Annotated in this window: 23 protein-coding genes; 19 read left to right on the forward strand and 4 right to left on the reverse strand. The window is 51.5% G+C overall.

The genetic code is table 11. The features are described 5' to 3' along the window. Window positions 1-116 precede the first annotated feature (116 nt). From I2B62_RS16100 to I2B62_RS16110, 3 genes are read left to right on the forward strand one after another with little or no spacing between them, the layout of a single operon-like run. Complete coding sequence (locus I2B62_RS16100) at window positions 117-734, forward strand: aminodeoxychorismate/anthranilate synthase component II (protein WP_195270067.1); 618 nt, start codon at window positions 117-119, stop codon at window positions 732-734. Next, window positions 703-2055, forward strand: a complete 1353-nt coding sequence (gene pabB / locus I2B62_RS16105) for an aminodeoxychorismate synthase component I (RefSeq protein WP_195270068.1) — start codon at window positions 703-705, stop codon at window positions 2053-2055. Before I2B62_RS16100 ends, pabB begins: the two co-directional genes overlap by 32 nt. Next, window positions 2052-2792, forward strand: coding sequence for an aminotransferase class IV (locus I2B62_RS16110; protein WP_195270069.1), 741 nt, complete (start codon window positions 2052-2054; stop codon window positions 2790-2792). The genes pabB and I2B62_RS16110 overlap by 4 nt, the downstream gene beginning before the upstream one ends. Before the next feature lie 72 nt (window positions 2793-2864). Here the strand turns inward: I2B62_RS16110 and I2B62_RS16115 are convergent, their stop codons facing one another. Continuing rightward, a complete protein-coding gene (locus tag I2B62_RS16115) occupies window positions 2865-3974 on the reverse strand; it encodes an Mbeg1-like protein (protein ID WP_195270070.1) in 1110 nt (369 codons plus the stop codon). A gap of 286 nt (window positions 3975-4260) precedes the next feature. Between I2B62_RS16115 and I2B62_RS16120 the strand changes: the two genes are divergently transcribed. The 7 genes from I2B62_RS16120 (at window position 4261) to I2B62_RS16150 (ending at window position 12270) form a co-directional block, all read left to right on the forward strand. Further along, window positions 4261-4755 (forward strand): hypothetical protein, encoded by a 495-nt coding sequence (locus I2B62_RS16120; protein ID WP_195270071.1) that lies wholly within the window; start codon window positions 4261-4263, stop codon window positions 4753-4755. Between the two features lie 168 nt (window positions 4756-4923). Then, complete coding sequence (locus tag I2B62_RS16125; RefSeq protein ID WP_243259575.1) at window positions 4924-5970, forward strand: radical SAM protein; 1047 nt, start codon at window positions 4924-4926, stop codon at window positions 5968-5970. Then, the gene (locus I2B62_RS16130; RefSeq protein ID WP_207736038.1) at window positions 5960-6928 is read left to right on the forward strand and encodes an ABC transporter substrate-binding protein; all 969 of its coding nucleotides are present in this window, start codon (window positions 5960-5962) and stop codon (window positions 6926-6928) included. The genes I2B62_RS16125 and I2B62_RS16130 overlap by 11 nt, the downstream gene beginning before the upstream one ends. An 8-nt stretch (window positions 6929-6936) precedes the next feature. Continuing rightward, a complete protein-coding gene (locus I2B62_RS16135; protein WP_195270073.1) occupies window positions 6937-7749 on the forward strand; it encodes an ABC transporter permease in 813 nt (270 codons plus the stop codon). After that, entirely contained in the window at window positions 7733-8473 is a 741-nt protein-coding gene (locus tag I2B62_RS16140) for an ABC transporter ATP-binding protein (protein ID WP_195270074.1), read from the forward strand. Before I2B62_RS16135 ends, I2B62_RS16140 begins: the two co-directional genes overlap by 17 nt. Before the next feature lie 186 nt (window positions 8474-8659). Next, window positions 8660-9097, forward strand: a complete 438-nt coding sequence (locus I2B62_RS16145; protein WP_195270075.1) for a hypothetical protein — start codon at window positions 8660-8662, stop codon at window positions 9095-9097. A gap of 179 nt (window positions 9098-9276) precedes the next feature. Then, window positions 9277-12270: a DUF3578 domain-containing protein gene (locus I2B62_RS16150; protein WP_195270076.1), complete on the forward strand. Its 2994-nt coding sequence runs from the start codon at window positions 9277-9279 to the stop codon at window positions 12268-12270. 482 nt (window positions 12271-12752) lie between these two features. Here I2B62_RS16150 and I2B62_RS16155 read toward each other — a convergent pair whose 3' ends face one another. Then, window positions 12753-14255 (reverse strand): GntR family transcriptional regulator, encoded by a 1503-nt coding sequence (locus I2B62_RS16155; protein WP_195270077.1) that lies wholly within the window; start codon window positions 14253-14255, stop codon window positions 12753-12755. 199 nt (window positions 14256-14454) lie between these two features. Here I2B62_RS16155 and I2B62_RS16160 point away from each other — a divergent pair, with 199 nt between their 5' ends. Both I2B62_RS16160 and I2B62_RS16165 read left to right on the forward strand, forming a co-directional pair. After that, window positions 14455-14976 (forward strand): hypothetical protein, encoded by a 522-nt coding sequence (locus tag I2B62_RS16160; RefSeq protein WP_195270078.1) that lies wholly within the window; start codon window positions 14455-14457, stop codon window positions 14974-14976. A gap of 235 nt (window positions 14977-15211) precedes the next feature. Further along, window positions 15212-15562, forward strand: a complete 351-nt coding sequence (locus I2B62_RS16165) for a hypothetical protein (RefSeq protein ID WP_195270079.1) — start codon at window positions 15212-15214, stop codon at window positions 15560-15562. A 35-nt stretch (window positions 15563-15597) separates the two neighbouring features. Here the strand turns inward: I2B62_RS16165 and I2B62_RS16170 are convergent, their stop codons facing one another. Both I2B62_RS16170 and cysS read right to left on the reverse strand, forming a co-directional pair. Continuing rightward, window positions 15598-16017, reverse strand: coding sequence for a ribonuclease III domain-containing protein (locus tag I2B62_RS16170; protein WP_195270080.1), 420 nt, complete (start codon window positions 16015-16017; stop codon window positions 15598-15600). Further along, entirely contained in the window at window positions 16002-17399 is a 1398-nt protein-coding gene (gene cysS, locus I2B62_RS16175) for a cysteine--tRNA ligase (RefSeq protein WP_195270081.1), read from the reverse strand. Before cysS ends, I2B62_RS16170 begins: the two co-directional genes overlap by 16 nt. Before the next feature lie 181 nt (window positions 17400-17580). Here cysS and I2B62_RS16180 point away from each other — a divergent pair, with 181 nt between their 5' ends. The 7 genes from I2B62_RS16180 (at window position 17581) to ispD (ending at window position 22522) form a co-directional block, all read left to right on the forward strand. Beyond that, window positions 17581-18546, forward strand: coding sequence for a bile acid:sodium symporter family protein (locus I2B62_RS16180; protein WP_195270082.1), 966 nt, complete (start codon window positions 17581-17583; stop codon window positions 18544-18546). Window positions 18547-18639: 93 nt separating this feature from the next. Next, a complete protein-coding gene (yaaA, locus tag I2B62_RS16185; protein WP_195270083.1) occupies window positions 18640-19380 on the forward strand; it encodes a peroxide stress protein YaaA in 741 nt (246 codons plus the stop codon). Between the two features lie 142 nt (window positions 19381-19522). Continuing rightward, complete coding sequence (locus I2B62_RS16190; RefSeq protein WP_195270084.1) at window positions 19523-19816, forward strand: YerC/YecD family TrpR-related protein; 294 nt, start codon at window positions 19523-19525, stop codon at window positions 19814-19816. After that, window positions 19816-21033: a pyridoxal phosphate-dependent aminotransferase gene (locus I2B62_RS16195; RefSeq protein ID WP_195270085.1), complete on the forward strand. Its 1218-nt coding sequence runs from the start codon at window positions 19816-19818 to the stop codon at window positions 21031-21033. Before I2B62_RS16190 ends, I2B62_RS16195 begins: the two co-directional genes overlap by 1 nt. Window positions 21034-21040: 7 nt before the next feature. After that, entirely contained in the window at window positions 21041-21340 is a 300-nt protein-coding gene (locus I2B62_RS16200) for a PspC domain-containing protein (protein WP_195270086.1), read from the forward strand. 8 nt (window positions 21341-21348) lie between these two features. Then, entirely contained in the window at window positions 21349-21813 is a 465-nt protein-coding gene (tsaE, locus tag I2B62_RS16205; protein WP_195270087.1) for a tRNA (adenosine(37)-N6)-threonylcarbamoyltransferase complex ATPase subunit type 1 TsaE, read from the forward strand. A 4-nt stretch (window positions 21814-21817) separates the two neighbouring features. Further along, the gene (gene ispD, locus I2B62_RS16210) at window positions 21818-22522 is read left to right on the forward strand and encodes a 2-C-methyl-D-erythritol 4-phosphate cytidylyltransferase (protein ID WP_195270088.1); all 705 of its coding nucleotides are present in this window, start codon (window positions 21818-21820) and stop codon (window positions 22520-22522) included. Window positions 22523-22560 lie beyond the last annotated feature (38 nt).

The following is a 22560-nucleotide window of genomic DNA, read 5'->3' on the forward strand; positions in this document are numbered from 1 at the left end:
AATGAACCGAATATGGTGTGCCTTTTCAACGAAAAGAAGACTGCCAGAAACAAAAGCGCTGCGGGCGTGTTTGTTTTTGGCTTTTTTTGTACACCAAATTTACAGGAGGACCACAAATGTATATCATGATTGACAATTATGATTCCTTTGTCTATAACCTTGCTGCTTATTTTAAGGAGCTGGGACAGCGGATCGAAGTGATCCGCAATGACGCGGCCGACATTGAGACGCTGTACAGGCGCAGGGATATCAGGGGAATCATCATCTCCCCGGGCCCCAAAAACCCTGGGGATTGCGGAAAATCTGCTGAGATCGTGCGCGCCTTTGCGGGCAGAGTGCCGATTCTGGGGGTCTGTCTGGGGCATCAGATCATCGGCCATGTTTTTGGCGCTGGTGTGAAAAAAGGAGAGCAGCCTATGCATGGAAAGACCACACCAGTCTGCCACGAGGGCAGGGGCCTGTTTAGAGGGCTTGCCCAGAGACTGCCGGTCACACGCTATCATTCGCTGGTGGTATCGGAAAGCGGTCTGTCGGAGACTTTGCGGATTGACGCGCGGTCTGAGGACGGGGTGGTGATGGCCCTGTCACACCGGAATTACCCCATATATGGCGTCCAGTTTCATCCAGAGGCGGTACTGACCGAATCGGGTCACGCGGTTCTGAGTAATTTTATTCGATTAAGTGAGGAGTGGTGGTGTCAGAATGAAAACAAAAATAACCGAATGGCCTCTTAAGTACGGTGCAGCCGAGCTTTTTGACCTTTACTGCGGACGGACCGGCGCTGTTTTGCTGGATTCCTCCCTGGTCAATGAGATGGGGCGGTACTCTATAATCGGGTTAAACCCTTATAAAACCCTGACGGTAAAGGATAATGCTCTGTATGTGGACGGCTGTCCGGCAGAGGGCAGTTTGGAGGAAGTTCTGGGTCCTTATATGGCAGCGCATTATGAGGAGAACGATACCGGCCTGCCCATGATCTCGGGCGCCATCGGTTACTTCAGCTACGATTATGGACGCGGCTTTGAGCAGATAAAAAGCCGTCACCCCAGGGAACAGAGTATTCCAGACTGTATATTGAGTTTTTATGACAACCTCATCATTGAGGATCGGCATGAAAATAAGCTGTACCTGACAACCAGTGGCGTGCTTTCGGAGCCTGGAGCAGCTCTGGACGCACTAAAAGCTGAAATCAGTGCCTTTACCCCCAGCAAAAAGGCTGGGAAATGGGAAGAATATCCTGTAAAAATCACTTCGGATTTTGAGAAGGAGGCTTATAAAAAGGCTGTTGACCGAATGATTGACTATATTGTGGAGGGAGATATTTACATTGCCAATATGACCAGACGCATCGTGGCATACAGTGAGAAGCCTCCCTATGCCATGTTCAAGTGCCTGCGCGTCAATAACCCCTCTCCCTTTGGCGGTTATTTTAACTACGGGGATTTTCAGATCATCAGTGCCTCTCCGGAGCGGTTTCTGCGTATGAAAAACGGCCTGGTCGAAACCCGGCCTATCAAGGGGACGCGCCGCCGTGGCAAGACGCCAGAGGAGGATGCAGCTCTGAAAAAGGAGCTTCAGGCATCCGGGAAAGATAGGAGCGAGCTGCTCATGATCGTGGACCTGGAGCGCAACGATCTCAACCGGGTCTGTGAGCCTGGCAGCGTGAAGGTCACCAGCCTGTTTGATGTGGAGACTTACGCAACCGTTTTTCATCTGGTTTCTAATATTGTCGGGAGGCTGAGAGCGGGCCTGGGAACGTCCGATCTCCTACGCGCGGCCTTTCCGGGCGGTTCCATTACCGGCGCGCCAAAGATACGGGCCATGGAAATCATCGACGAGCTGGAGCACAGCCGGAGAGGTCTGTACACGGGCTCAATGGGTTATCTGGGACTGGATGGAAGCTGTGATCTGAACATTGTGATCCGTACCGCGGTTTACCAGAATGGCTGCTACACATTGGGGGTGGGCGGCGGCATTACCTGCGAATCGGATCTGGAATTTGAATATGAGGAGACCGAGCAAAAAGCCAGGGCACTTCTGGAGGCCATGAAATGAGCGGGCAGGAGATTAATATGGACGATGGCTTCTGTTTTGGACTGGGGGCCTTTGAAACCATTGCGGTGATGTACGGACGCCCGGTTTTTTTAGAGGCGCATCTGAAACGGATTGGAGAGGCTCTGAATTTTTTAGAGCTTCCAAACCCTGTCACCCGGGAATGGGTGGACAGAATTTTAAGAGCCCACCCCATGAAAAACGGAGTGCTCAAAATCATGGTGTCCCAAGAGAACTGCCTGTGGTCCTGTCGTAAAAACCCTTATACCTGGATGGACTACGAGCGTGGGTTTGTGCTGCGGACCAGCCCGGTGCGGCGCAATGAGACCTCTCCGCTGACCTATCATAAGACACTCTGTTATGGGGAAAATATTCTGGAAAAAAGGCGGGCAGCCGTCCAGGGCTTTGATGAGCCGGTATTTTTAAATACCTGTGGACAGCTCACCGAAGGAGCAGTCACGAATCTGTTCTTTGTAAAAAAAGGGCGTCTGGTCACGCCCGACCGGTCCTGTGGATTGCTGCCAGGTACGATCCGGGATTATCTGATCAGCTGTTACGATGTGGAAGAAAGGGTGATCCTGCCGGAGGAAACCGGTGATTTTGACGAGGCCTTTGTCACCAACGCTCTGATGGGAATGATGCCTGTACGCCAGCTCGACGGCATCGCATACGGCGAAAAAAGAGTATGGGAATCGGTCTTAAGGGACTACCACGACCTTCTGCGGCAGGGTGCCTGTTAAACGGGCGTGCGTATCGTATTTTTGCAAAATCGCTTTTTCCTTTGATATTTCTTGCAAAAAAGCCTTCGGAGATCAGTCTGAGGCTTTTTTGTGTGGCAGCAGGGTATGGAAGGATTCTCTGGCAGCTTCCAGGAGCTTGGAAATGGCCTCAGTCATCATCTTTTTGGTTTCGGGGTCAGTGTTTTCAAGGGTTTGTTTGATGGCCCGGGCATTTTTCAGTGAGAAGTGAGCGAGATCGCCGACGGTCTGTGCCTGCGTCACACAGAGAATATCATAAAAGGTGTCAATGAACTGCTCGCGCTCCCCGGGTGTCATATCGTCAACCCATGCCTTGACGGTTTCGTCCATAAAGCGGCAGCCAGCAGTGACGGATTCCAGACAGACAAAATTTGGGCCGAGAATCTCCCAGGAGTAGGGATCATGCTGGGCGATACCGATTTGCCGGCTGTGAACCACGGTATAGTCCTCAGCGTGCTCAAGCAACATGCCGACAATGGAGGTCTGGGGCACAAAAGTGCGGATGCGGCTGATTACGTCCTGATAAGCAGGACTTTCCAGAACCTCTGCGGGAAAGCCAGGGCCGTCGTTGCTGTAGATTGCTTCGATCCGGCCTGCGTATGGGCCGGAGTGGATACCGGCGTACACAGCCAGATTACCGCCCTTGGAGTGTCCGCCAATGCGCAGGCGGACGGCGCCAAGACTGCCGGCGGCACGCTTCAGGTACTCAGCTGCCTCGGTCTGGGAGGGAACACAGGTTTTAAAGCTCATGTTAAAGTCTTCTTTCCAGCCAACCAGAGTGTTGTCTGTGCCCCGGTAGGCAATAAAGGCCAATCCGTCGCCGGTCAGAATGGTGAGTCCGCAGAACTGCTTCTCAAGGACAGGGTCTAGCTGGTCATCGTAAAGACAAAGCCCCATATCCGCAAAACGGCGGGTACAGGCCAGCGCTTTTAAAAGGCGGCCGTCCTCCTCCACCCGCAGCCGAAGCTGCCGCTCATCTTCGGGCAGGGCAAAAAAACGGGAAGAAACCGCAGCGATGCTGACGGTTTCGGTGCTGTTTGGCACAATGCCCTCCAGGCGGATATAGGAAATGCAGCTGAGAATCAGATTATCCACCGCGTTAAAGGGGGACTGGTCAAGGGTAAGGTCTCCCCGCCAGTCTAGGTAATCAAAAATATTGGACATGGTAAAGTCCTCCTAAGGTTATTCAGGTTTGCGCTCATACAGGATGGGCCTTTTCCAATCAGTGGTGTTCGATTTATTATTAGAATAGCTTAAATTGTAAAGAAAGACAAGTTCTTATTTTATTTGAAGGACATAGCCGGGTATGTTCAGGGAATCAGGATTTCAGGACAATCTCATAAAGTGAAATAAAAGAAATCCTGTTGGACTGAAGGCTTTAAAGTCGCCTTTTATTAGAATGAGATCCATGTTAAAATGGTTGTAATCATTTGTGATGAGAGGAGAAAAAATGAAAAAACAAATGAAACTATTGGGGGTTTTGCTGGTCGTTTTATGCCTGATGCTGTCTATTACCGGCTGCGGCGATGACGGAACCCAGGCTTATGCCGAAGAATTCACCAGTCTGGCGACTGAAATTTCTCAGGAAAATACAGACTGGCAGAAGCTTTTAAACACAGCGGATTATGAAAGCCAGGACTGGATCAACAGTGTGCAGTCAAAGCTTTCTGAAATGGAGGCCAGCTGGACCAAGCTGGGCGCTCTGAAGGCTCCGAAAAAAATGGAGGATGTCCAGTCCAGCTTTAAGGGGGCATCGGATAAAATGCTGTCCGCCATTACCCTTTATAAGGAATGCTTTGGCGCTCCCATTGATCCCAGCAATATTGATGAGGCGGGCTTGAACGCGCTCATCGACAAAGCGGGCGAGGCTGATGGTATGGCGATGGAAGCTTCCAGCCTGATGCTGGAGGGCTCTAAGAAGGCCACAGATATGATTAATAATTAGCAGGAAACAGCGTCCCGGAACACAGGTTCCGGGATTTTTTTATTATTGAGAAGGTGCGCAAGGCCAAAAATCATCTGGACAAACGTCTTAAAAAACGCTATACTACATTTTGACGTCTATATGACAAAGTCTAATAGAAGAACAATGTTATGTGTGAAAGGAAATGAGATGCAGGAAGAAGAAAAGCTATTTAGCTTTATTGAAAAGGTCGAAAAAAAGGCGCTTGGGGACAAGGCGATTGAACGGAGCGAGCTGGTCCGTCTGCTCGGCATTGACCCGGATTCAGAGGCCTGTGACCGTCTGGGTCTGGCCGCCCGACGTGTGGCCGCCCAGGTAACTGGCGACAGGGCTTACCTCTGGGGCGCCATGGGCGTGGATTACAAGGCCTGCCCCATGAATTGCGATTTTTGTTCACTGGGTGAGGCCTGGGGGATTGTAGAGCCTGACCGGGAGCGGGATTTCTCGGAGGCCGAGATCATCGAGAGTGTGCGGGATTACGCTGAAAACAAGGTGCGCTGGATCGTGCTGCGGACAACAGAATTTTACAGCCTGGATGTGTTGTCAGACCTTATTGGAAAAATCCGCAGGGCTGTGCCGGGCAGCTATGAAATCGGCTTAAATGTGGGTGAGTTTGATTTGGAAAAGGCCAATGCGCTGCACCGGTCCGGGGTAGATTTTATTTACCACTCTCTGCGCCTTGGTGAGGGTAAGGATACCCGTTTTGATCCTGAGGAGCGGCTGAGGACCCTGCGCGCTGTTAAGGATTCACCTCTTAAGCTGGTCTTTCTGGTTGAGCCCATTGGTATTGAGCACAGTGATGAGGAAATCGTGGATATCTGCCTGTGCGCCATTGAGCATCAGGCCATCGTGACTGGCGGTATGGCCCGAGTACCGGTGCCGGGAACACCTCTGGGCGCGCACCCGCAGATATCTGAGAGCCGTCTGGCTCAGATCGTGGCCGTTACACGCCTGGCTGGGGGCAGACGCGTACCGGACATCTGTGTGCATCCGGCCACGCAAAAGGCCATGCGCTTTGGCGCCAATGTGGCGGTGGTCGAGACAGGCTCCATCCCACGGGACAGCTGTTGTCTGCCAAAGGAAAAATGGCATCAGTTTGACGCCCAGACAGCGGGCGAATGGTTTGAGCAGGCCGGTTATACCCTGTGTGCCGAACCGGAAATGACGTGTGAAAAAGGAGAAGAAAATGAAATTTAAAAAATGGATGGCAATGGCACTGACCGCGGTGATGGCCGTGGGAATGCTGGTGGGCTGCAGCAGCCCTGAAGAGAATACGGCCTCGAAGGACGAGAAGGTAACCGTGGGAACTTGGAAAACAGCCCAGACGATCACGCCTTATTTTTACGATGAGTTTATGCCTGAAAGCGTCGAGGTTCTGCCCTTTACCAATCCTGGCGACCAGAAAACCGCTCTGCTGGCCGGAAGTCTGGATATGTGCGGCACCACACTGGTCACAGCGATCACAGCTGCTTCCAAGGGTGAGCCGGTCAAGATCGTCACCAGCTTGTGCAACAAATGCTCGGCGCTGGTGGTGGGCAAAGATTCCGGCATCCAAAGCGAGGCAGACCTGAAGGGCAAGCGCATCGCCTACGTGCCCGGCACCATGCACCACGCTCTGCTGCTGGAGGTGCTTAAGCGCAACGGCATCAACCCCGATACGGATGTGGAGCTTAAGCGCATCGACTTTTTTGACATGGGCCAGGCTCTGGTCAACGGGGACATCGACGCCTTTTTAAGTGGTGAGCCCTATCCGTCCCAGGCTGTGCAGGAGGAGTATGGACGTATTCTGAGCTATCCCTATTTTGACGACAGCATTGGCACCATCAATGCGGCCATGATCGTTACAGAGGATACCATTAAAAACAAACCGGAAATGGTTCAGGATCTGGTTAACGCTCATGTGGATGCCACTAAAATGCTGAATGCTGACCGGGAGAAGTGGCTGGATAAGTCGGCGGAATTTGGCACAGACAAGGCACTGCTGGAAATTTCGGCTGATAACATTGAGCTCTGCTCAGACATTGACGCTGCCTTTATTCAGAACACCAGAAATCTGGCAGACCGTATGAAAGAGCTGGGCATGATCGACAGTGTGCCGGATGTCGAGACCATGTTTGATCTCAGCTTTCTGGAACAGGCTGCCAAACGGCGCTAGGCAGGATCATGGAAAGGTTTCGGAACCTTGTGAAGCGGGTGGACCCGGTGGGATGGGTAGTCCCGGCGCTGGTGGTGCTGGTGTGGCTTTGGCTTTCGTCCTCCGGGCAGATACCGTCCTACAAGCTGCCGTCCCCGGTAGACCTGCTCCGGGTATTGGCGGACTTTGCCTTTGGCCGGCTTGGCATCACGCCCTATTCTGGCGCGCTGTGGGAAAACCTGAGCGTCAGCCTGCTCCGGGTGGTAATGGGTTTTTTGATCGCCGGAGGACTGGGCATGCTCATGGGCTTTTTGACCGGGCGTGTGGCTGTGCTGCGGCGCCTTTTTGATCCGGTAATCCATCTGATCAAGGCAGTTCCGGGCATCGGCTGGCTGCCCATTGCCATCGTCTGGTTTGGTGTAGGAGAGGGAAACACGCTTTTCCTGATGTCTCTGGCAGCCTTCTTTCCTGTCTATGTCAATACTGCCGCCGGAGCGGCCGGCATTCCAGAGGCCTATATGCAGGCAGGACGTATGCTGGGCGTCCGGGGCTTTGGGCTTTTTCGGGCGGTTGTTCTTCCGGCAGCCTTTCCCCAGGCGGCGGTCGGCCTGCGGCTGGGCCTGGGGGTGGCCTGGGCTTATCTGGTGCTGGGTGAAGTGACCGGGGTGACAAAAGGGCTGGGCGCTATCATGAGCGATGCCCGGATGCTCGGTCATGTGGATATGGTTCTGGCAGCCATGATTGTGATCGCGGTGGCAGCTAAGCTGACTGACTTTTTACTGGTGGCCGTATGCAGGAGAATTTACCCGCGGGGAGGCGTGAAAAATGAGTCTGGAATTTAAAAATGTGTCACATGGTTACGGCGGTCTGGAGGTTTTAAAGGACGTCAGATTCAATGCAGAGCCGGGAAGGATTACAGTGCTGCTTGGGCCAAGCGGCTGCGGCAAGTCAACGCTTTTAAAGCTGGCCGCCGGCTTTGAAAGGCCGGCAGCCGGCTCCGTGTGCTTTGATGAACGTCCTGTGACAGGCCCTGGCGCTGAGAGGGGCATGATGTTCCAGACACCGGTTTTGTTTGACTGGCTGACCGCCGCAGGGAACGTGGCCTTTGGCCTCAGGCAGGCAGGTGTGCGGGGAAAAGAGCAGCAGGAGCGGGTGGACCGCTTTATGGAGCTCACGGGTTTGTCTGATTTCAGAGACTACTATCCCAGTGCCCTGTCAGGCGGTATGCAGCAGCGGACAGCATTGGCGCGGCTGCTGGTCATGGAGCCCCAATGCCTGCTCATGGACGAGCCCTTTGCCGCGCTGGACGCCCAGCTGCGGCCAAAGATGCAGAGTCTGGTTTTATCAGTGTGGCAGGATCTGCGCCCCACAGTCCTTTTTGTCACGCATGACGTTGAGGAGGCCCTGGTATTAGGCCACCGGATACTGGTTTTCAGCAAGAGGCCGGGGCAGATCGTTAGGGAGATAGAGAGGGAGTTTGAAAAAAGGGATCCTCTGGAACAGCTTATGGACCCAGACTTTGGGAAAGAAAAAAGGAATATTCTGGAAATTCTCCGAGACCTTTAGGAGGAACTGAAACGAGTAAGAGGGAGTGCATAGGGCTCTCTCTTTTTTCTTAAGCCTGAAGCAAAGTTTGGGATGCCCTTTGCAAAGGCCAAAAGCTGTGCTAAAATCAAATAAACCATTGATTTTAGCACGAGAGGCTTTTATGGTCAAAGCAAGGGGGGATTAAATGAAAAAAACAGACTGTTTTTGAGGGAGGCGGGCGTACTGCTTGCTGCAGTCGTATTTTTTTATGCGGCCACCTGGATTGGAATCCAGCTGTTCGGCGATGACGACCACTATCTGAATCCTGAGAAAGCCAGGATAGTGTCACCTCTGGGCAGATCAAGCGAACGGGCCTACCGAGTTCCAAATACAGGGGACTACGCTGTGGGGCTGAACGCTGAGGGAAAGCCTGTTTTTGAGGACCCCCATCGTGCGATCAGAGCCTTTAAGGGAGAGCATCGCCTCTATTTTATCAAGATAGGTCTGCACCTGGGTCCCGTTTTTTTCGGTGCGAAAAACTGGAAGCGGTTCCAGCAGGAGTATTGGACTGCTGCACCAAAAGTCTGGGGCGAAATGGATGAAGACCGTGAGCTTTATGATTTTTTGAGCATTTACAGCAACAGCTTTGATGATTTTATTTAGGATTTAAAGATTTGATTTTCATCAGCGTATCTGTAAACGCAAGAGTATATCAGGCCTGAACCCTTGGGATTTTATCTTTAAAGGTAAAAATATTGAATATCCCTTTAAGGATAGAAATGTTACAATAGTATCTGTAAGGAAAAATCAAACGATAACCAAATCAACGAGGTGATTCATATATGATAGAGCGAAATTTCGGACCTAACGACGCATGGAAAATGCTGAACGACTATACCGTGACCTTTATTACCGACCTGCTTGTATTCAGGGACGGCGGTATGACCATTCCCGCGGAGCTGAATAAATTTTTCGGCGCTGAGAGCGGCGAGACACGGGTTATCTTCCTGTTTGAGGGGCGGGAGTTCCCCTCCTATATCGAATGCGGCTTTGGCGAAAACAGCGCGAACAACATCAAGCTGACCTGGAGCAAGGCTCTGAGCAGCAAGTTTATCGGTCTTTTCCCCGACTATGAAAATTTCTTTGCCAACATGACCGAATACCAGCTGGACGAACGGCCGATCCTTCAGTTTGAAAAGCTGGAGGCCGACGAATTTCTGGTCAAGATGATCCTGCCCACCGACGAAGCTCTGACCAAAAAGCAGGCGCTTTTTGACTACCTCGGCCCTGGAAAAACCGTGGTCTCCTTTAAGAGCTCCTACGAGATGGTCTTTCTGAAAAACTACCTGGAGCAGGCTGACAACCGCGGCAAGGCTGATGTGTTTATGGTCTCTGCCGGCGTCAAGAAGTTTTACGAAGCCCGGGAGGCCCAGGGCAAATCTCAGGATAAAAACGCGGACAAAACCATCGAAAATGTGAAGGAAGCAGGCCTGGATGACGTGCTGGCTTTTCTGATGGACGGTCCTTACGCTCTCATGGCGGAAAAAGGCTTTCTGGTCATGGAGACCATAGACGAGCACTTCTATTTTGCTCTGGAGGTCAGTATGCTCGACGAGCTGAGCACAGATGACAAGCGGCTTATCATCGAGCTGCTGGACCAGAAAATTGAGCACTATTTTGAGCGCATGGACGGCCCGGGCCTTCAGGAAAACCTGACCAGTCTTATCGATGAGTACGGCCATTATTTTACCAGAGATTTCCGCTACTCCTTTAAAGACATCCTGACCGATGGCATTCCCGGCTGTATTGAGGCTCTGAAATTTGTGGACGGTGACCGCTACAAGGTCACGGGCTTTGCCGGCGTGGAGGAATGGACCGAGACCCCCTGGGTGGCAGTGCTGGACCGTAATATCACAAGAGTACCGAACACGGGCGTCTTTGTGCAGTACCTGCTCAACAAGGATACCCAGAAGCTGTACCTGAGTCTGTTCCACGGCTTTAAGGAAATCGAGGAGGAAGTGCTGAAAACCGGAGAGGAGGACGTGAAGGCCATCGTGGCAGCGGCTCTGCGGCCTCTGGTGGCAGAAATACAGAGAAGGGTGGACCCCAGAGGCTTTGACACTGGCAGCAAGGATGTGGACCTGTATGACGACCGTTTCCGGGAGGCTGTGGTTTTTTACAGGGAATACGACCGTATGGTGCCTGGCGACGCCCAGCTGGAGCAGGATCTTCAGGAAATGCTGGCTGTCTACAACGATTATTACGAGCGCTGTATCCTGAACCTTTACCCCGAGGAGGAAGAACCTGCTGAGCCGGAGGTGCCTGAGGCTCAAGAGGAGGAAACCCCAGAAGCTGGAGCGCCGGCAGCTGAAGATGCAGCCGAAGCGGAAACTGTGGTTCAGGTAGCAGAGGCCGCTGAAAGCATTGAGCCTGAGGAAAACAGCGAGCCTGAAATCATCGAATGGGAGCCGGTGGAGGAAGAAACACCGGCTGTGGCTGAAGCGCGGTCCGAGCCTGTGGACGCCGTTCCTGGGCCGGGTCAGCCTGAACCTGCCCCTGTGGCAGAGCAGCCAGCTGCCGATACACCTCAAAAGACAGCCCGCAGCATCAGTGAGGCGGCTTATCTGGAAACCAAGCGTGTCATGGAAGAATCCTCTGCTGAGACGGAGGAAGTTAACGCGGTGGAACGCATTTTGGAGCGGGTCGAAAACCTGGTGGAAGAGCCTGTGGATATTCCAGGCACCCTCCGCCAGGTAGGCGCTTACATCACCGCCCACGGCTTTACCTGCACGCCGGGCATTGTTGAAAACCTCTATCTCTGTCTGAAAGCTAAGCCCTTTGTGATTCTGACTGGCATCGCAGGTATTGGCAAGTCCAGCCTGGCACGCCTGTTTGCTGAGGCCATGGGCGCCAATACGGAAAACGGCCGTTATAAGCAGGTGCCAGTCCGCCCGGACTGGAAGGACTCCAGAGGCCTTCTCGGCTACCTGGATTCCTCCGGACGCTTTGTGCCCGGCGCGCTCAATGATTTTATAAAAGAAGCGGTGGACAACCCCAGAAAGCCTTATTTCCTATGTCTGGATGAAATGAATCTGGCCCGGGTCGAATACTATTTCAGTGAGATTTTATCCGTCATGGAAACCCGGCGCGACCGGGACGGCCGCACCGTCACCGACGCGCTGCTGGGCGATGAGGCCTTTGGCCGGGACGAGCTGGCAAGAGAACGCTACAGCGAGCTCTATCTGCCGGAAAATCTCTATATTATCGGGACTGTCAGCAGTGAGGAAACAGCCTTTGCCCTGAGCAGAAAAGTGCTGGATCGGGCGAGCCTCATCGAGATTGGACAGGTCAGCCTGCACCTTCAGAATCCGCCGCGCACCATGCCAGAGCCGATCCATCTTGGCAATAAATTCTTAAAGAGCGATGTCCTGGTGCTGGCCAACTGCACCCGCCAGCGGGATATGATCCAGGAGGTCGTCACCCTGCTCGAGGCCATGAACGGCATTCTCATGAAAGCCAACGCGCAGATTGGCTACCGGGTACGTGACGAAATCTGTTTCTATCTGCTCTACAATGCAGAGTATGGCCTCATGAGCCAGGAGGATGGTCTGGACCACGCCATTCTGCAAAAGATACTGCCGCGCATCCAGGGCGGCGGCTCTGCCGTCGAGTCTGTTCTTACCGACCTGTTTAAAATCTGCGCGGGCACCCGTTCTGGCAATGCGGTGCGCAACTACGTAGGCAACCGCGGCGGCCTGTTCCCCAAGAGCGCTGAAAAGCTGAGCGCTATGGTCAAACGCTTTGACCAGGAGGGCAAAACCTCCTTCTGGAGCTGAGCTGTCCACATATGCACATTTATCCATAGAGGATGTGGATAACCTGTTGATAATGTGAACAGATACAAGATATTGGAATTTTAACGTAAATCTGCTTGGAATTTAACAAAATACAGGGTGCGGAATTCGGAGAAAGACAGCGGTTGAAAAGCCAGTTGTGGATAAGGCTGGACAGGCTTTATTAAAACATAAATTAAGCTTGCGCAGGCTTCAACTTTGGATTATAATAAAGCGATGATAAAGCATCCGGCGGATGCGTATCCCGTCAGACGATTCCTTTTTATTTGAAAGTAAGGAGGGATTGCGATGGTCAGACACTGCTGTAAACCTACCTTTCTCCACCTATCATGTTGTTAGATTTTTGAAAGCGAATGGCTCTTGTAGGAAGCAGCACTCCCCAAACGGTGTACTGGCCCGTGATCCCGGCCTTACCGCTGATAAAAATTAAAACGCAGGGAAACCAATTGGTTTCCCTGCGTTTTTTATTGCAGTTCAAAATGGATGCAGGATTCCGCCAGCTCCAGGATAGACGGCTCAGGCACCAGAATGTCCGCGGCGTCACTCAGCCCGGCGTCCAGAAGCTTTTGCCGTTCACGGACAAGGCTGCTCCGGCTGCTTTGCTCCAGATGTTTGGCAAAGCCCTCTTTGTCGCCAGACTGCAGCAGTCCGATCAGGAGATCGAGCTGCGTCCCCTTTGATGCCATATCGGAGTCTCCGAGGTAATTCAGGGGAATCCCCCAGGACATGATATGGATGAGCGGGCTGAAGATCGCCCAGATTTCAGAATTTTTATGGGAGTAGATCACGGTTTTAAGAATCTGCCCATGGGTAAAGAGATACTGCCCGCTTTGAGATTCCTGTTCGTAGAAACGGAGAATCTCCTGGATTCTTTCGGGAGGGATCGTATCAAAGGATTCCCTGGCAATGCTGCGGATGCAGATGGTGACCAGCTGAAGCCCCATGAGGTAGAAAAGCAGGCTTTTACGGGTTCCGGGATTGGACAGGTCCAGATGCTCAAGGGATTTGTGGTTCAGGCTTATGCGTGTTCCAAGACCGTTGATGGTCTCGGTCAGGCACACGCTGTTCAGAAGTGCGATGGTCCTGCGGATGCTGATCAGAGACACGCCGTATTTCTCGGCCAGAACGGACGGCGTCGGCAGGAATTCATCGTTTTTGTAAAGTCCCTTGCGGACTTCGGCGATCATGCGGACCGCCACGCTGTAGTATACCTGTGGCCTGCCGGCCTGTATATGCCATATAAAAGGAAGCTGGTCAGGATTTTCGCCAAACTGGTCTGTTACGGTTCTGTTTAGATGGCCGATCTGTTCGGATAAAAGCGTGCAGATTTTGGTAAGAAGCTGGCACATGCCCGCGTAGTCTTCACTGGCCTTAAAATCAGAAATCCTGCTGAAATCATTTAGAAAGGTGGTAAAGACGCTCATATCGTAGGGGATGCCAATGTCGTTCATTCTCTTCCGGGAAAGGTGCGTAAACATGGAAGCGTCCAGATGTATGCTCTCGAGCAAAGGATTTCCCAGACTTGAGAGAACAAAACGCAGAGGATAGAAGAAAGGAAGGCTGTCCTCCAGACGGGTCTGCAAAATCAATTCCGTCAGCTTTTCGGAGCCCTTTGGTTTCATAAAATAGAGCGCATGGAGCAGGGTTTTGGCGAAAATTACAGGCAGAAAGGCCCGCAGCTCCTCCAGCGCGTCGTGACGGACGGTGAAATGTTCAATATAGCCCGCGCGGCACTCCTCGTCACTGTAGGAAGCGGTGACGATAGCCGGCCTTCCCCGCGTGAGGCGCACGTAGCCATCCTGTTCAAGATTAATGAGGGACTGGCGCGCCGTGTTGATGGAAATATTAAACTGCCCGCTTATTTTTTCAATGGTTGGCAGGGAATCGCCCTTCCGGTAAATCCCAAAGCGGATCTTATCAGCATAATGGTTATAGACAATTTGATGGAGATCGTGTGTGTCTTTCAAGGTATTCATCCTTTATTTTTTAGTGTATCATTTATATTTTATCATTTATGAGCTCGAAAAGCTATGAAATAAGCTGTAAAATGCAATGTGGTTCTGATCAAGGTGTTTGAAAAAACTTCACTAAACGGTCACATAGCTGTCAGGCAGCCGTCAGATTACTTTGGTATCCTATTTATTATCAAGTCACAAAGGAGTTAACATGAAAACGGAAGTTAAAAAGAAGAACAAGGCCAGCCTGACGCTCTACATTGTCGCTGTGCTTTTCGGTATTTATGCAATTTTTTCCTTAATCAATACGGCCCTTTATATTTCAAATCTGATCAGCACGCAGTACATCACGGTATCGGAGAGTCTGACAGACATCATCGTTTATTTTGTAACGAATTGTGGTCCGTATATTTTTTATGCCGCTGCGCTGGGCGGTCTGGGCTACCTGGTGGAAATGGCGGCCAGAAGCGGAAGGGCAGAGACACCCTTAGATGAAATGCAGATTGCGGAGCCGGGGGCGGTACTTCCGGAGGCCAGCCTGAGTCCGGTGGTGGAAACCACTGTGGCAGAGGCTGTGGCGGACGAAGCAGAGACAGAGGCCGTTGACGGCGAAAGTGCCGGGCTGCAGGAGACCTCAGAGGAAGCTGAAGCCATGACCGGAGAAGAAGCCGGTGAGCAAAAGAATGACGAAAAGGAAAATTCAGAGCCTTCAGACATGAAGGAGGCCATCTGAGCCCTTAACAACAGAATATAAGTGCTGTTCTATCTGTAGACAGCAGTCAACCGTCTGCCATTATGGCAGGCGGTTTTTATGTTGCCTCAAAAAATAATCATAATATACGGTAAGCTGCAATTAAAAATATAATTTACAGGAAAAAATGAAAAAAATTAGGAGAAATGATAGATTTCATCTATCTAATTAATTATTTTTATGATAGAATATACAAAATACATGGGAGGTAACAGTGATGGATGGGATTACTAATCAGAAAGCATATGTCGAGAAAAGCGCACGTATTGTTGAAGAAAAAATAGCCTCTGTTGAAGCATTGATCCAGGCTGGAGAAGACAAAATGATCGTACGCTCAGCTTTCAAAGAGCTGAAGCAATTTGTGCGTAAGGAGTATGAAACTTTTCATAAAAAGAAGTATTTCGGGACCTATATCTTTGACTGCTATCACCCTCTGGTTGAAGGCATTCATATGTCGGCTTTGGGAGAGACGCGTGTCAACGCCACAGTGGAAAACATTCAGGAGGCCGTTCAGGAGGCCCGTGAGGTGCTGGAAAGCTGGCGCAAGGCGGCTCTGGACAAAAAATAAAAAAGCCCTGCTTTAATCAATAAGCAGGGCTTTTTTTATTCAGACAGCAGCCCAATGCCGCGCACCATCAATGCCTCGAGCCGATCCTCCTGGCCGGTCAGCTCCAGATAGCCGATCAGTGCCTCGAGACCGGTGGCGTAACGGTAGTCGATGGTTCGGGCATGCTTGGGCACGTGTGAGCGCGTATTGCGGCCGCGCCTTACAATGTCCAGCTCCTCGTCTGTCAGAGAATCCATGAGGGCCAGCACCATTTTGGACTGGCCGTCGGCCCTGACGTATTTAATGGATTCCTTTGTCAGATGATTGACGTTGGAAATACCGCCGGATACCAGGAACCGGCGGATGTATTCGGAATAAACGCCGTCGCCGATGTAGGCAAGGGTCAGTGGATTCAGAGCCCTTGCTTCAGCGATGGTGTATTTTTTGTGCAGACGTTGTTTTACGCTTTCTTCCATTTGACTCCTTCGCGCGTATCCTCAAGGATAATGCCTTTGGCCAGCAGGGCGTCGCGGATTTCATCGGCCAGAGCAAAGTCCTTATTTTTACGGGCCTCCTGACGCTGGGCGATGAGGGCCTCGACTTCGGTTTCCAGGTCGTTTTCCTTTTCCTTGGCGGCCAGTCCGATGACGCTGGTCAGTTCTTTAAAGAGGTCCAGAGCAGCACGTACAGCCTCTTTGGAGGAGGCCTCGCTCAGGTGAGAGTTGGTATCCCGGACCAGCTCAAAGATGGCCGCAATGGCGTCGGCGGTGTTCAGATCATCGTTCATGGCGTCGATAAAGCCTTTTTTATACTGTGACAGGCTGTCCATCCAGGTCTTTTCTTCTTCGGAAGCGGCTTCTGCCCTGTTGTTTTCGAGCAGATATTCCATCTGATATTTGGCATTGTAAAGGCGTTCCAGAGCGTTCTGTGCCTGGCCCAGCAGTTCATCGGAAAAGTTGACCGGGCTTCTGTAGTGGGCCATGAGCATAAACATGCGGACAACTTCCAGGTCATAATGCTTGGCGATGTCACGCACCGTAAAGAAATTGCCCTTGGATTTGGACATCTTTTCATTGTTGATGTTGATATAACCGTTATGAACCCAGTAATTGGCAAATTTACAGCCGCAGGAGCCCTCGGACTGTGCAATCTCGTTTTCGTGGTGGGGGAAGATCAGATCCTGGCCGCCGCCGTGAATGTCGATGCTTTCACCCAGATGCTTGCGGGACATGGCGGAGCATTCGATATGCCAGCCTGGGCGGCCCTGGCCCCAGGGGCTTTCCCAGTAGGGCTCGCCATCCTTTTTTTTCTTCCAGAGGGCAAAGTCCAGAGGACTGCGCTTTTCGTCGTTCACGTCGATGCGCGCGCCGGATTTCAGGTCGTCGATGGACTGCTTGGAGAGTTTTCCATAGTCGTGGAAATGGTCGACCTGGTAGTAGACATTGCCGTCTACATTGTAGGCCAGACCGCGCGCCTCCAGTTCTTTAATCATCTCGATGATTTCGGGCATGTGGTCGCTGACCCGCGGGTGTACGTCAGCCCGGCGGATACCCAGAGCATCGGCGTCCCTGAAGTACTCTGCGATGTACTTGTCCGCGACCTCGGCTGCGGTGATGCCTTCCTCGATACTGCGGTTGATGATCTTGTCGTCCACATCGGTAAAGTTCTGGACAAACTTGACATCATAGCCAATATATTCTAAAAAACGTCTGAGCACATCAAAGACGATGAAGGGGCGGGCATTGCCGATATGAAAATAATTATAAACGGTCGGCCCGCAGGAGTACATCCGTACCCTGCCTTCTTCAATGGGAACAAACGCTTCCTTTTTTTGGGTAAGGGTATTGTATAATTTCATGGCTTTCTCCTTCTTTGTTTTTTACGATTGTGTTTATTATAGCATAGGCAGGGCGGTTTTCCTATAAAGGAAATAAAAATCTGTTTACGTTCTCATCGAAAAGTATTGTATACAGAGAGGAGGGGAGTGGTATAATGGTCTAAAGTAATTTGTAAATTCAGAATCGAAAAGAGAGAGTAAAATGCAGTATTTTAGCCGTTTTAATGCTTTTATCGAAAAGTGGATGCCGTTGGTTACACCGTCCTGTCTGGTCATCGGGGTGGTCTTTGCGGCGTGGCTGGGGCGGTTCGCGCCGCTGGTGCCCTGGCTTTTTGCCTTTATGACCTTTGCGGGAAGCCTGGGCTCCGGGTTTCGGGATATGAAAAAGATTGCCATGCACCCGGTTCCGCTTATTGTGGTTTTGCTGATCCTGCACATTGTGGTGCCGGTCACAGCCTTTCTGGTCGGCAGCCTGGTCTTTGACGACCCGCTGCTGGTCACTGGAATTGTGCTGGAGTTCATTGTGCCTACGGGCATTGTGAGTCTGGTCTGGGTCAATATTTACCACGGAAATTCGGCTTTAACCCTGTCTATTATCCTCATCGACACCCTTGTCGCGCCTTTTCTGGTGCCCTTCAGTCTGCACGTGCTCATGGGCTCCGCGGTTGAGATCTCTGTCGCTGGCATGATGAAGGACCTGGTGCTGATGATTGCCGTTCCGGCGCTGCTGGCAATGGCGCTCAACCACGCCACCCAGGGGCGTGTCAAGGAGACGCTGTCGCCAAAGCTTGCGCCCTTCAGCAAAATAGGGCTTATTCTGGTGGTTATCATTAATTCCACCAAGGTCGCGCCTTTTTTCAGCCAGATGACGCCTGTTCTGCTGCTGGTCACCCTTGTCATTTTCCTGCTGGCAGTCAGCGGCTTTATCTGGGGCTTCCTGGCCGCAAGAATCTTTAAGCAGGACAACGCCGGACGGGTCTCCATGACTTTTAACAGCGGGATGCGCAACATCAGCGCCGGAGCTGTGATTGCAGGGCAGTATTTTCCGCCGGAGGTCATGTTTCCAGTCATGATCGGAACCCTGTTCCAGCAGATTCTGGCCGCTATGGCAGGCTTCTGCCTGGACCGGCTGGCCAGCCGCGAAAGTGTTGCCGAGGAGGTATCTTAATAAAGCTTGAAAATTTATCACTCAGCTCTCGTAAGAGGGCTTTTTTTAGTGTATACTATATAGAAATACAAAAAAGAAAGAGGGTGTGTACGGATGAAGATGATCTTATCGCCTGCGAAAAATCTCAGAACCCTTGAGCTGCCAGGCGCGGTCACCAGTCTGCCGGTGTTTGGAGCGAAAACGGCAGAGCTGGCGCATATTCTTAAAGCCATGACAGAGGATGATTTTAAGGCAGCGATGCAGCTGAGCGACCAGCTGACAGCCCTCAACCGGGAACGCTGTGCGGCTTTCCGGCTCGATACGGACGGCACACCGGCGCTGCTGGCCTACGATGGACAACAGTATAGAGCTCTGGCGGCTGAAACCTTCACGACGGAGGACTGGGAGTTCGCAAACACGCACCTGCGGATTCTGGACGCGCTCTATGGAGTGCTGAAACCCCTCGACAGCATTTACCCCTATCGGCTTGAGATGAAAAACAAAATTTTGAAGGAACAGTCCCTGTATGCTTTCTGGGGCGACCGGCTCTACCGGGAGCTCACAGCAGACGGCGACATGCCCATTGTCAACCTGGCTTCCGCTGAGTATGGCAGGGCGGTCGAGAAGCATTTAAAAAACCCGGAGGAGATGGTTACCTGCACCTTTAAGGTTATGAAAAATGGGGTACCCAAGACCCATTCCACCCAGTCCAAGCAGGCCAGAGGCCTGATGGCCGGCTGGATTATCCGCCGGCGGGCAGCGGATATTGAGACGCTCAGAGCCTTTGATGAGGACGGTTACCGGCTGGATGAAACGCTTTCGTCAGATGGCGAGCTCGTCTTTGTAAAAAGTTGAGCGGCATAGGTGAATTTTTGATATTTCTTTGCTTTAGCTGTTCAGCATGATATAATAATCCCATACACTTTAATGGAGTATAAGATAATTTTAAGTGTTATCAAAGATAATGATTTTAATTTAAGAAAACAGAGGTAAAACCATGGATACAAATGATAAACGCAAAATGTTGGCCCAGGCCATTTTATCAATCGAATCAGAAGAAGAGTGCTTTGAGCTGTTAGAGGATATCTGTACCATTAAAGAGGTTGACGATATGGCCAACCGCTTTCAGATCGCTCTTTTATTATATGAGGGCAAGACCTTTATCGACGTTGAAAACCAGACTGGCGCAAGCTCTGCGACCATCAGCCGCGTTAACCGCTGTCTGAAGCATGGCAAGGGGTACCGTCAGATCATCGAGAGGATGTTTGACAAAAATGAAGGTGAGGATTAATGAGAACATTTAAAAAATCCAAAAAGCTGGATAACGTCTGTTACGATATCCGCGGGCCGGTCGTCGAGGAAGCAGACAGGATGACGGCGGAGGGGATTGACATCATTATGCTCAATACCGGCAATCCGCCGACCTTTAATCTGAACGCTCCGGACGAGGTTATCCGTGACATTCGCTATAACCTCAGAAGCTCCGAAGCTTACTGTCACTCCAAGGGGATTTTCCCGGCGCGCAAGGCCATTGTGCAGTATTATCAGACCAAGGGCCTCATGGGCCTGACTGAGGAGGATGTGTATATCGGAAATGGCTCCAGCGAGCTGGTTTCTTTCTGTATGCAGGCCCTGGTGAATGACGGTGACGAGATCCTGATCCCGGCTCCGGACTATCCGCTTTGGACGGCCTGCGCCACGCTGGCGGGCGGAAAGGCGGTTCATTACATCTGTGACGAGGAATCCAACTGGTATCCAGACCTCGAGGACATCCGAAAAAAGATTACCCCCAATACCAAAGGGATCGTCGTTATCAATCCCAATAACCCGACCGGGGCAGTCTATCCGCGGGAAATCCTGGAGGGCATTGTCAAGATTGCAGTTGAAAATGAGCTGATCATTTTCTCAGATGAAATCTACGACCAGATTATTTATGATGAAATCGAGCATGTGCCCATGGGGACACTGACCGATGAAACCCTGGTGGTCACCCTTAACGGGCTGTCAAAATCCCACCGTGTCCCAGGTTTCAGAGTGGGCTGGATGGTCTTTTCCGGCAATAAGGAAATGGCCAGAGATTATATTGAGGGCATAAACCTGCTGGCAACCATGCGCCTGTGCGCCAATGTGCCGGCCCAGTACGCTATCCAGACCTCTCTTGGCGGTTACCAGAGCATCGACGATCTGGTGCGTCCGGGCGGTCGGCTTTATGAGCAGCGCACCATTGTCTACAAGCGTCTCAATGAGATCCCGGGCATCAGCTGCGTCAAGCCAGACGGCGCGCTCTACTGCTTCCCGAAGGTTGATATCAAGCGGTTTAACATTACCGACGACGTTCAGTTCGCTTTGGATTTCCTAAAGCGGGAGCGGGTGCTGCTGGTGCAGGGCACAGGCTTTAACTGGGCAGAGCCCGACCATTTCAGAGTGGTCTTTCTGCCGGCGCCCACACAGCTTGAAGAAACCATGGACCGTCTGCAGCGCTTTATGAGCGGTTATATACAAGGATAATAGTTTTATGCGTAATCAGAAAAAACGTCTGCTCAGAGACAAGCGAAACGGAATCATCTCCGGCGTCTGCCAGGGGATCGGGGAATATCTGGGCGTTTCGCCCTGGATTTTCCGGGTGCTGTTTATTTTACCCGTACTGCCGTTTGTACTCAATTTTATCTCCGGCGTGATCAGTATTCTGGTCTATGTGGTTTTATCCGCGGTGATCAAGGATAAGGGCAGCAGCGCCGCCCAGGATGACAACGTAGTTGAGGTTGAGTACGAGATTGTCGACGACGAAGACGATCAGAAAAAATCGGATAGTTAGGAATGTTCATGAAAATCACAATAAAAACGGAATCTCCCGAAGCCACCAGGCAGCTGGGAGCAGATTTCGGCAGTCTGTTAGACGGCCCGCATACCATCCTGCTGGCAGGGGGAATGGGGGCCGGAAAAACGGCTGTCACCAAGGGGATTGTCGAGGGAATGGGCATCTGTGATGATGTCAGCAGCCCGACCTACACCCTTGTCAATGCCTATGAGGACGGAGACAAAAGGGTCTATCATTTTGATCTGTACCGTCTCGGCGACCCGGAGGAGCTCTATGAGATGGGCTTTGAGGATTACCTGGACGAGGGGTGCAGCCTGATCATTGAATGGCCTCAGGTGGCCGGTGATTATCCCTTCGCCTCAAAAGTTATACTTACCCTGGACCAGACCGGGAAACCGGAGGAGCGTCTCGTCACCATTGAGACAGAGGACGAAGCAATCATTAACGGCCTGAAAAAATTGGGATGGTGAAAGCATGGAAAAGATAAAAACCAGTGTCATTATCCCCGCTGCCGGGCAGGGAACGCGCATGAACGCGCCCATCAACAAGCAGTACCTCACCCTGAGGGGAAAGCCCATTTTGTCCTATACGCTGGATGTTTTTGAGCGCTGCTCCCTCATTGATGAAATCATTCTGGTCATCAATAAAAACGAGTTTAAAATCTGCCGTCAGCAGGTTTTAAATCCGCACAGTTATTCTAAAATAAAGCTGGTGGAGGGCGGCGCGACCCGTCAAAAGTCTGTTTATGAGGGACTGAAAAGGGTCAGCCCTCAGACAGATATTGTACTGGTCCACGATGGCGCAAGACCCCTGATCAGGGAGGACATTATCGTCCAGAGCATCTATGAAACCATCCAGCACAAAGCCACCATTGTGGCTGTGCCGGCCAAAAATACCATCAAAGTGGTCGAGAAGGACGGCTTTGTGGAGTATACCCCGAACCGGGATTTTTTGTTTGAAATCCAGACTCCCCAGACCTTTACCTACGATCTGCTTCTGGACGCCCACGAAAAGGCGATTCAGGAAGAGGTGGAGGGAACCGACGACGCCTTTCTGGTCGAGCGCATGTGCGTGCCGGTCAAAATCGTCCGGGGACATTACAATAATATAAAGATCACAACCCCTGAGGATCTGATCATCGCCGAATCGCTGATTGATCTGTTTTCAGGAGAGCATTAAAAAGAACCATTTTCCAGCTGGGAAATGGTTCTTTTTTA

It is taken from the genome of Eubacterium sp. 1001713B170207_170306_E7, assembly GCF_015547515.1.
In the GTDB taxonomy this organism is placed as follows: domain Bacteria; phylum Bacillota; class Clostridia; order Eubacteriales; family Eubacteriaceae; genus Eubacterium.